Below are 10,582 nucleotides of genomic sequence, written 5' to 3'. Positions count from 1 at the left end.
CCATAGTTCCCATAGAATTATTTTGATTTACTTTATATGCTTTGAAGAGAAATAATAGATTCCTGGCATTAATTCTAACTCCTTCAATAGAAAATATAGAGTGATTTTATAAACGTACCTGAGTGCAATTTACAGCCTGTCCTAAGCAAATTTCTACAACCTTTCCCGGTTTGCCTGATTTGATGTGGGATAATAATTTCTTTCTTTGGCTTTCTGGTGCGTTTAAGTAAGTCAAAGATAGAGAAAATGACATAGTAATTATTAAAGCAAGTATAATTCTTTTACTAAACTTATTCATGTAAATCCCTCCTGTTTGTGTTAATATTTGCTAATTATAATTCAAATTTTAGAATAAATCAAGCTCATGAAATTCTAGTTTTCTGAGATTGTGGATGTGTTTCTTACAAAATATAATAGCACTAAAAAGTGGTTTGTAATATAATTGTGATGTCGATTGTAGCAAGTTCAGTATAAAAATGTATATATTAATTTACACGAACACTATTTGGGGGATAAATTATGAAAAAGCTTATATTTATGACTATTTTATATGCATTTATTATTTTAGTAGGTTGTGATAAACAAATTACAAATAACCCTGATCAACAATATAGCCAAACTCCTACAGATAAAAGAGAATTGATAAGCGAAAGCCCATCTAATCAAAATCAGGATTCAAGTGGGGATAAAAATTCAGAAACTAAATGGTTGTCATTCTCCTTTGAAAATTTCAAGAAGGAAAGGCAATTTGTAAAAGAACATCATAAAGATGAAATTAGAGATATTGAAGATGGAAAGATGGGAAATGATAAAGTTGTGAATATTGGTATAGCTTCTGAGGATATTAACAATGATGGTGTAAGAGAAGTAATTGCCATATTATCAAACAGATATTATAGTTCATCGCAAGCAAATGCTGCTTTAGGGGTCTACATAATTAATAATGAAAAAGTTGAAAGATATATTCCTTTGACAGGTATATTTGTTGATACAAGCAACATAGAAAAACAAAGTGAAATTGGAATTGTTTATAGTAAAATACGTGACTGGGCTGACTTTGTTATAAATGGAAAAAGGTTGGTCTGGGATGGAACAGGCTATGTAAATGAGTCTAAAAACCAGAAAGACAATGTTGAAAAGAGTTTTGTTCCAATTATTTATCCTATGAATACGTGTGCAGCTCTTGTTGGAGGTATTCAAGATAATAAATGGATATCAGCAGATCTTTTTGAGCAATTGTCAGGTAACTCCGAAACTGATAAAAGAGAATTTTGTCAGCGAATAGTAGGCGGGGAAAAATATAAGTTTTACTCTATCGATAAAGAAATTGGTGAATTTGAGGGGCAGAAAGTTGTTGAAGAAAATGGACCAGGAGAATGGTTTTCAGTAGGATATACTCCTACATTGGAAAACGGATTAGAAGCTATTGGAATATGCGGGGATTGGAATGCATTACCTAGGATACCAACAATTCAAAAAGAAAATACAGAGCAATATGAAAGTGCTGTTAATGATGTTTTGACAGATAGGGGATTAGGTAGTGTACCTGCTGTCATTAAGCAAGCAATAAGTGTTGATCTTGATGGAAATGGTACAGAGGAAGTTTTAATAAATGCAACAAATATTGATTACTCAAAAAATAAATTTGCTGAAGAAAATACCTATTCATTTATAATACTACAAGAGAATGTTGGCGGAAAGGATAAGTCTTTTGTGATAACCGAGAATTATTATAAAGAAACTAATGAGAATGAACCTGTTTTATACAATACAGTGCCTTTCATAGTAGATGCTAATGGAGATGGGAAAATGGAAGTAGTTACAAAGAGTGAATACTATGAGGGCTTTAGTCTTAATTTCTATGAAATGAATAATGGAGAGGCTTTACATGTCATTACGTTTGGTTTGGGCGCTTGAGTAAATAAGTATATTAAGAGGGTTTAAATTATGAGGTCAAATATACTTGATAAAAACAAAATAAGAGAATACTTAAAGAATTTTGTTCCTTCAAATGATCGTGCTTGTTTTTTTAAAATAAAGCGTGATTTATATTTATTTGTTGGAGTAGAATACATATCTGATATAGATATTAGATTTGTTATAAAATTGAATTCAATTAAGGATGAGAAAGAAAATAAAACAGTTAATTTAGATGATATTGAACTTATAAGTGTTATTCCAATGAGGGGAGTGTCTTAAGCAGGACTATAAAAAACTGGTAGGTAATTAAAAGCCATGGATTCAAATAAAGTCAATGAACTAAGGAAAAGAATTATAGCTACAATTAGTGAATGTAAACTAGCACTTGAAGTCTCAGAGTGGGATATAGAAAAAGCATTTAAATATCTTAAAAGCTTAAAAATCAGTGAAATCATTAAAGCAACTGAAATAAATGATGATGTTGCATTTGAGAACTATCAAAAGTTTAATGGCGATATTAATAGAGCAATAGAGAATATAAAATACCTTAAAGACTCTAAAGAATGGGAATTGGTAAATGCTCCAAAGATTGAAGATTTCATAGAAAAAATCAACAAAACGTCCTCAGTGTATGATTTATTTGAGTTTTGCCCTATGGGAAATAATACAGATGTAAGCAAACTGTTTGATATACTATATGATTTTTATTCTGCTTGTGCTCCAGGTGAGTTAGATAACATAATTGGAGTATTTGATGAAGAAATAAGGAATGCATTAATAGAAATAAACTGTACTGTGGTACTTGATATTTTCGATGAATACATTGAAGCTTATCGAGAAGAAGATTCAGAAAAAATTGACAGCCTAGATGAAAGGTTTTGGAATAATGATGCTGAGTTCTATAATAAGTTAAAAAGTTATATTCTGAACAACATAGATATTATTTTTCATGAAAAGATGGGAATATAGCAGAAATTATGTTTTTATGCAAATTTGAATGAAACCTTTTATGTAAATATTTTGTCTAATAATTATAAAGGATATTACTTAAAATTTTGAACCTTGTAGATAAATATCCACATAAATGGTTTGTATTTATAGTGATTGCAAGATTTTTGGATATTTATATGTATCTTGGCAAAAAAGTTTTATGTAAGTTCTATTAAAAAAAGTTTTGGAGGTAAAAATCATGTGTTTTAAAAAACTAATTTCCATTGCCGTAATGTCGGCTGTAATACTGTGTTGGTCTTCCGCTTTTGCGACTGACGATATTGTACCAATAATGGATAACCCTGTCGCGGAAGCAGAAAAGCTGCCAACTACGGTTTCGTATTCAGGAAATGTAAGTGAGGTATTGACTGAAGATGCTAATTTATCTGCAATTGTAATTACAGAAGATGGACAAAACTCAGATAGGAGATTCAATATATCTGAAGATACCGTTGTTATTGATAATGAGTTGGCTGTAGCACAAAATATAACATCCATAAAAAAGGGAGATAAAATTACTGTATACGCATCTCCTATAAGCACATTCAGTTTACCACCACAATCATCTGCATATGTTATATTGACCAATATTCAAGAAAAAGCACCTGCGAAACTTTTAAAAGTTGAGGAGATAGCAAAAAACCAGGATGGCAGCATGACAATTACTGATACTGATAATGAATATATGGTGGGTATTACAAAAGACACAGTTTTATTGCCATACAGAACAAAGCAGATAGTTACTATGGACAGTATAGAAAAGGAAGATTATATTCTTGTTTGGTCTGAGATAATGACAATGAGCATTCCAGCTCATATGACAGCGGACAGTGTGGTTCTACTAAAAGGCTTTAAGTTTGGCGAGCCAATAGAAGACGAGGATGTTACAAGTTCTGAAGTTTCTCAAGTTGATAAAGTCTTACTGTCTAAACAGGCAGGAGTCATCTTCGTTAATGGCAAGGAGATATCAGTCAAAGGAGCAAATAAAGTTTTTTATGAAAATAAGAATGGTGTATGTATGTTGCCTTTAAGAGCAATTTCTGAAGCGTTAGATTATAGTGTTCAATGGACAAGTGAGGGCAAAAGAGTTGATATTTTAAAGGGTGCCAAATCTTTTACTTTACATATAGGAAGCAAGGAATGTGGAAAACAGAAGATGAGATGTATATTGGAAAATGAACCGGAAATTAAAAACGGGTTAACTTTTGTTCCGATTGAATTTCTTACTGAAGTGATGGAAATTGAAACTATTATCAATAATAGTGATAATTAATGCTTTTGTAACATGAATACAAAAAAAGGCATCGGTGTAGCAACACCGATGCCTTTTTAGGTTCTTTCGAACATAGTGAAATAAAATAACCTGACAGCAAATAGAGTAATAGAGTTTGCTATAATAAAGAAGCAATTGATGATAGTTCAAAAGTGATTCTAATTGCATGAAGTATATATTAAAGAGCAAGGAAAGCATAGAAAATAAAAATCTTTTCCAGTACCCTTCCATAATTTTTGCACCCTTCGAATAGTATATATGATATTTGGGAAATGGCAGATAATTCCTGAATACCACCTTACAAATTTATTATTTTATGAGGAGGCGGACTTATGAAAACAAAAGGGATGGGGCAATTCTCAAACAAAATGATTTATGTAGTTTTGGCATTTGCCATGTTGTTTGCGATTTTTATCCAGAATGCACTGGCATGCGATGAAGGCCCATTGGCTGAATATGATACTCAAACGACAGGAGAGGTGAGAATCGATTTTGCTACGACGGGCAATTCAACAAACATGCGTTGTGATTTTGATGGAGCAGCAACAGCAGTATGGCACTGGGCGGATGGAACTACTACAACAGCTGTTTCAGGTGTAGCAGTTTCAAAGATTGGATTGGGAACTGGAGCACACCTAAATTACCTAACTATATCCAATGGATCAGCATTAACGAGATTTGGTGCCGCTAATGCAGGATATGGTCATCTCGTATTGGTAAGCGGTTTGCAGAACTGTCCTAATATGGCGATACTGTATGCATATCAGGAAAATTCCTTAACTTCAATCGGTAATACAAGCTCTGCGGCAATCAGAGAATACCACCTTATGAACACCAGTATTTCTGCAGCTGAATTAGACGGGATCTTTGCCGATGCAGTCGAATCAGAAGTACAGGGAGGAATATTATGGGCAGACACTTCCGGAACCTCTGCAAGCGATGCAGATAAAACAACCTTGCAGGCAAGAGGATGGACTTTGAGTATTCCTGCATGGACTCCTCAAACACCTGCACCAACACCAACAGTTACATCTACAATACCTACATCAACTAACGAAGTAAGGATAAACTTCTCTACCACTGGTGATTCAACAAACATGCGTTGTGATTTTGATGGAGCAGCAACAGCGGTATGGCACTGGGCGGATGGAACTACTACAGCAGCCGTTTCCGGGGCATCAGTTGAAAAGAGTGGATTGGGAAATGGTGTGCATCAGAATTATCTAACGGTATCCAATGGCTCTGCATTAACTAGATTTGGCGCTGGTAATACAGGATATGGTCATCTCGTGTCGATAAGTGGTCTGCAGAACTGTCCTAATATGGCAATACTATATGCATATCAGGAAAACAACTTGACTTCAATCGGTGATACAAGCACCACAGTAATCAGAGAATACCACCTTATGAACACCAGTATTACAGCAACAGAGTTGGACGGAGTATTTGCTGCTGCAGTCGAATCAGAAGTACAGGGAGGAATATTATGGGCAGACACTTCCGGAACCTCTGCAAGCGATGCAGATAAAACAACCTTGCAGGCAAGAGGATGGACTTTGAGTATTCCTGCATGGACTCCTCAAATACCTGCACCAACACCAACAGTTACACCTGTACCAACAGTGTTTCCAACAGCTGAAGGAACAATTACCTTTATTACCGAAGGTAGTTCATTCGCACCGGTTATACAAGTTACAGGAAATGCACAGATCACATGGACTTTTGCAGACGGTACTACCAGCTCATCAAATTCGCCTGTAAAGGATTATGGCTCAGCCGGAACAAGGGCTGCTAACCTTGTGGTTACACCATGGAGTGCTGTTACTCATATAAATATAGGATATGATGCAGGAGATGGGGGAGCATCTTCAATTGAATTTGTACCTGATCAGCATGTGTCTTCAGTTTATAACTTAAGTGTAGTAGCACCGTACTTGAGGCAGTGGTGTTCCTCTTACAATCAACTTACTTCATTAGATTTCAGCAACTTTACTCAGCTTGATACTATCGAATGCTTTTTGTCTCAAAGTTTGCGGTCGGTGAACTTAACTAATACACCTGAATTGAAGCGTGCCTGCTTTGAGGATTGTAACCTGTTGACGCTTGATTTATCTCAGTCTCCAAAACTGGAGGATTTGCGCGGAGCTGTAAATCAGAATCCCACAATTAATTTCGGTTCAGTTGGGGAAAATATATGGCATATATGCGTCCGTGATAATCCGCAATATACGAATCAGTACTTATTTGAGGATATGAGTCAGTTCCCGAATATTGCTGAACTATTTATATGGAATGACAATCAGGCCGGCAGTATTAGAATTCCATCAAGTAGTAAAGATAGAGATGTTGGATTCTTAGCGGCTGGTAACCACTATACGAGCCTAAACTTGCAGGGAGCCCTCCAACTCTCCAGCAGTGTGGCAACGGTAGACTTTTCTTACAACCTTCTTGAAAGTGTTGATTTGACAGGATGTTCGCAAATTAACAACTTGAACCTTCGAAACAATCAGCTAAGTTCAAGTGAGGCTGATGAAATTCTTGCTGCTTTAGATAACCTTGGAAGGAGCAGGGACAACGTTCCCAGTTGGGCAGAATTATATGTAGATATCAGCCAGGGTGGAAATCAACAACCTTCACAGGCAGGATATGCATCAGCTTTAAGTTTATCTGGCAAAGGATGGACAGTAGTTGCAACAGGTTGGACTATGTTGCCGTCTTCCACTCCAGAAACAGGAGAAGCAAGAATTGATTTTACAACAACAGGTGATTCAACAACAATGCGTTGTGATTTTATCGTGCCGGCAACAGCGGTATGGCATTGGGCTGATGGTACTACTACTGATGCCGTTTCTGGTACGTCGGTTACCAAGAGTGGATTAGGAGATGGAACTCATCAGAATTACCTGACTATATCCAATGGCTCTGCGTTAACTAGGTTTGGGGCCGGTAATGCCGGAAATGGCCATATCGTATCAATAAGCGGCCTGCAGAACTGTCCGGAGTTAAATATTGTATATGCATACTTGGAAAGTTCATTAACTTCAATTGGTGATACAAGCACCTCAAGGATTGATGAATATCACTTGATGGGCACTCAATTGAGCTCTGCTGAGATGGACAGAATTTTTGCAGATGCAGTTGCATCAGAAGTTCAGAACGGTATAATCTATGGAAATAATGCCGGAACCGCAGCAAGTGATGCAAATAAAGCAACATTGCGGGCAAGGGGTTGGACTATCTACTAAGTTATGTGTTTCTTACATAAAGTATTAAGAAATAGCTGAAGTATTTGGACATTTAGTTGAAAAGCGGACTTCTTAATTGGGTCTGCTTTTCAGTTTCCTCTTTCACTTTTAAGGATGCAATAATGGTCGTAAAAAATTACGAATCCCGCGAGAGAAGGTATTCATGAAGTTTCTTAAATAAAAATTTATTTAAAATATAGATGTGTTTTTCATTAATCCTTTTTACCATGTTTTATATTAGTTTTATCTACCAAAACTAATATAAAACACGATATTCCATAACCAATAAATGAACCAATAGTATTCATCATGACATCATCTATCTGTACATATCTACCAGTAAATGATTGCAAGAATTCGATAACAATTGAAAAAATCAACCCTATCAATATTCCATAAAACCATTTTTCTCTAAGTTTTTTTACAGCTAATGCAGCCAAAAAACCAAAAGGAATAAATAATATCAGGTTTAGTACTGTTGCTCTTGAGAGTCCTTCTTCAAATAAACTAAAGCTAAAATTAACATTACCAGCAAATATTGAAGTAGCACCAAAGTTTCCCGAAATAATACCAGTAATTTTTAAAATTGTAATTATACTTAAAATAAAACAGTATTCGAATATAGTAATTAATACTTTAATTTTAAATCTTCTTTGAATTAGAGTCTTAATGATAAAATAAACAATGAATCCAACAATTACCATGGGGATGATTTTTAATAAAGTAGATAGTTGTATTTGATAATCCATTATAATCATCCGTAGATCCCTCTTTCTTAATCAAGCTTTTTTCTTTAAAGACTAACGTGCTTAATCCAAGTCACGTATTGCGAAGTGCTTGATTATCCGTTTTTCAATCTACCAACCAGCATAGTATTCCGCTTCTGAGTTTTGTTATTGGATACAGCAATACCTATAGCTTTTTTTGAACCTACCAGTACCAATATCTTTTTTGCCCTGGTCACGCAGGTATACAGCAGATTTCTCTGGAGCATCATGTAGTGCTGCATAGTAAAGGGTGCAACTACAATTTTATATTCACTTCCCTGGCTTTTATGCACTGTCGTTGCATAGGCCAGCACCACCTCATCAAGCTCCGTAGCATCATATTCTACATCAACGCCGTCAAAACTTATAATCAGAGTCTTATCTTCAGTGTCAATTTTGCTGATTGTTCCGATATCTCCGTTAAAAACATTTTTGTCATAGTTATTCTTTATCTGCATAACTTTATCCTTGAGCCGGTAGACAGTTCCTCCATATTTTATAGACACATCGCCAGGGTTTAAGGTCTCCTGCAATACCATATTCAGATTGAACGCCCCTGCTTCTCCACGCTGCATAGGGCAAAGAACTTGAATGTCATTAACCGGATCAACTTTATAATAATTCGGTAGTCTTTTGGAACACAGCTCCTTTATAGTTTCAACCACCTTTTGTGGATCTTCCTCTTCTACAAAGAAGAAATCACTTTTGCTGCCACACTTAAGGCCCGGAGATTCTCCTTTATTAATTCGGTGAGCATTTGTTATAATAGCACTTCCCTGAGCCTGTCTGAATATTCGTGTAAGCTTGACAACATCAACAGTATCGGAATCAATAATATCTTTGAGCACATTGCCCGCACCAACTGAAGGAAGCTGGTCTACATCGCCCACCAGTACAACAACCGTCTCATTGGAAACAGCCTTTAATAGGTTATACATAAGAATGGTGTCTACCATTGAAGTCTCATCAATAATTAGAACGTCACATTCCAGAGGCGTTTCTGCATTCTTCTTATACCCGTCCATGGGCGAATACTCAAGAAGTCTATGAATAGTCTTTGCCTCCATTCCTGTGGCTTCCGACATTCTTTTAGCTGCTCTTCCCGTTGGAGCTGCCAGTAAAACTCCGGCATCAAGCTTCTGAAATATCTTTATAATGGCAAGGGTAGTGGTAGTTTTACCAGTTCCCGGGCCTCCTGTCAATACCATGAACTTTGATCTTGCAGCAGTTTTGACAGCCTCAACCTGCACCTCATCATATTGAATCTGATACTCTCTTTGGATGTTTTCAACAATCTCATCTGTATTGGAAGACTTATATATGCTCTCTAATGCAAGAATCTCTTTTATCCGCCTTGCTATTCCGACTTCGCTATGGTAGAAAGCTGGAAGATATATGGCATTTCCTTCGTCAGGAATTATTGTTTTCTCTTCAATCATTCTGTCAATAGTTGCATCAATAAGAGTTCCTTCCAATTCCAGCATCTTTTCCGTTGTTTCAAGAAGCTGCTCACGGGTAGAAAAACAATGGCCTTCATTGGAAAGTTCGTTTAAGACATAGACAATCCCCGAACGGCAGCGCTCAAAGGAATGTTTGTCAAAGCCTAATTGCTGGGCGATTTTATCCGCAGTCTTAAAACCTATACCCCAGATATCATCAGCAAGTCTGTAAGGATTAGTTTTTACAATGTTAATACTCTCATTGCCGTAAGTCTTATATATTTTCACTGCATAAGCAGTTGAAACTCCATTACTCTGCAGAAAAAGCATAACATTTTTGATCTCCTTCTGCTCCTGCCATGCTTTCTTAATCATATCAACTCTTTTTTGACCTATACCTTCAACATTGATAAGGTAGTCCGCTTCCTCCTCAATGACCCTAAGAGTATCTTCTTTAAAGTGTTTCACAATCCTTCTCGCATAAACCGGACCAATACCTTTTATCAACCCGCTGCCAAGGTACTTTTCAATACCTGCAATGGTAGCCGGTACAGTCTCTCGATAATCAACTACGTTAAACTGCTTGCCAAATTTGCTGTCATACTTCCAATCACCTTTTAACCGGATTGTGGCACCAATATTCACAGCGGCAAGGTTTCCGACAACAGTAACAAGATCGGCAAATCCTTTAGATTTGATCTTTACGACACTGAAGCCGTTGTCCTCATTTGTGTATGTAATTCGCTCAACAATTCCGCTCAAGTATTCCATAAATTCAGTAGCCTCCTTGGAGAATTATACCATATCAGGCCTTACATAGTACACTATTGATTTTAGCCACTGATACACATTCTAACCTAAATAACGGTCTAAAATCCATACCAGCCACATAGTGTATAAATAAACTAAATACAAATGGCTTAGAACAAGCTGTCCAATGAATGTGAG

Annotated in this window: 8 protein-coding genes; 5 read left to right on the top strand and 3 right to left on the bottom strand. The window is 36.2% G+C overall.

The features are described from left to right. Positions 1-106 precede the first annotated feature (106 nt). Positions 107-298: a hypothetical protein gene (locus tag ACECE_RS0209570; RefSeq protein ID WP_010680989.1), complete on the bottom strand. Its 192-nt coding sequence runs from the start codon at positions 296-298 to the stop codon at positions 107-109. 221 nt (positions 299-519) lie between these two features. Between ACECE_RS0209570 and ACECE_RS0209565 the strand changes: the two genes are divergently transcribed. The 5 genes from ACECE_RS0209565 to ACECE_RS29265 all read left to right on the top strand — a co-directional run bounded on the left by ACECE_RS0209565 (position 520) and on the right by ACECE_RS29265 (position 7,428). Next, on the top strand, positions 520-1,917 hold the full coding sequence (locus ACECE_RS0209565; RefSeq protein WP_010680988.1) for a hypothetical protein: 1,398 nt from the start codon (positions 520-522) through the stop codon (positions 1,915-1,917). Between the two features lie 30 nt (positions 1,918-1,947). Then, positions 1,948-2,199 (top strand): hypothetical protein, encoded by a 252-nt coding sequence (locus ACECE_RS0209560; RefSeq protein WP_010680987.1) that lies wholly within the window; start codon positions 1,948-1,950, stop codon positions 2,197-2,199. Positions 2,200-2,235: 36 nt separating this feature from the next. Then, positions 2,236-2,889: a UBA domain-containing protein gene (locus ACECE_RS0209555; protein WP_010680986.1), complete on the top strand. Its 654-nt coding sequence runs from the start codon at positions 2,236-2,238 to the stop codon at positions 2,887-2,889. 220 nt (positions 2,890-3,109) lie between these two features. Then, positions 3,110-4,183, top strand: coding sequence for a copper amine oxidase N-terminal domain-containing protein (locus ACECE_RS0209550; protein ID WP_010680985.1), 1,074 nt, complete (start codon positions 3,110-3,112; stop codon positions 4,181-4,183). A gap of 332 nt (positions 4,184-4,515) precedes the next feature. Further along, positions 4,516-7,428 (top strand): hypothetical protein, encoded by a 2,913-nt coding sequence (locus ACECE_RS29265; protein WP_010680984.1) that lies wholly within the window; start codon positions 4,516-4,518, stop codon positions 7,426-7,428. Positions 7,429-7,640: 212 nt separating this feature from the next. Here ACECE_RS29265 and ACECE_RS29260 read toward each other — a convergent pair whose 3' ends face one another. Together ACECE_RS29260 and recD2 are read right to left on the bottom strand one after the other, a co-directional pair. Next, positions 7,641-8,186, bottom strand: a complete 546-nt coding sequence (locus tag ACECE_RS29260) for a VanZ family protein (RefSeq protein ID WP_010680983.1) — start codon at positions 8,184-8,186, stop codon at positions 7,641-7,643. A gap of 83 nt (positions 8,187-8,269) precedes the next feature. Beyond that, positions 8,270-10,405, bottom strand: a complete 2,136-nt coding sequence (recD2, locus tag ACECE_RS0209535; RefSeq protein WP_010680982.1) for an SF1B family DNA helicase RecD2 — start codon at positions 10,403-10,405, stop codon at positions 8,270-8,272. Positions 10,406-10,582: the final 177 nt, after the last annotated feature.

This window comes from Acetivibrio cellulolyticus CD2, assembly GCF_000179595.2.
GTDB lineage: Bacteria > Bacillota > Clostridia > Acetivibrionales > Acetivibrionaceae > Acetivibrio > Acetivibrio cellulolyticus.
The sequence above is the reverse complement of the archived record's forward strand: the minus strand, read 5'-3'. Positions and strand labels throughout refer to the sequence as shown.

Excerpts from the sequence above, each read along its gene's own strand:
- ACECE_RS0209570 (WP_010680989.1), bottom strand. The coding sequence starts at position 298 with ATGAATAAGTTTAGTAAAAGAATTATACTTGCTTTAATAATTACTATG.
- ACECE_RS0209565 (WP_010680988.1), top strand. The coding sequence starts at position 520 with ATGAAAAAGCTTATATTTATGACTATTTTATATGCATTTATTATTTTA.
- ACECE_RS0209560 (WP_010680987.1), top strand. The coding sequence starts at position 1,948 with ATGAGGTCAAATATACTTGATAAAAACAAAATAAGAGAATACTTAAAG.
- ACECE_RS0209555 (WP_010680986.1), top strand. The coding sequence starts at position 2,236 with ATGGATTCAAATAAAGTCAATGAACTAAGGAAAAGAATTATAGCTACA.
- ACECE_RS0209550 (WP_010680985.1), top strand. The coding sequence starts at position 3,110 with ATGTGTTTTAAAAAACTAATTTCCATTGCCGTAATGTCGGCTGTAATA.
- ACECE_RS29265 (WP_010680984.1), top strand. The coding sequence starts at position 4,516 with ATGAAAACAAAAGGGATGGGGCAATTCTCAAACAAAATGATTTATGTA.
- ACECE_RS29260 (WP_010680983.1), bottom strand. The coding sequence starts at position 8,186 with ATGATTATAATGGATTATCAAATACAACTATCTACTTTATTAAAAATC.
- recD2 (WP_010680982.1), bottom strand. The coding sequence starts at position 10,405 with ATGGAATACTTGAGCGGAATTGTTGAGCGAATTACATACACAAATGAG.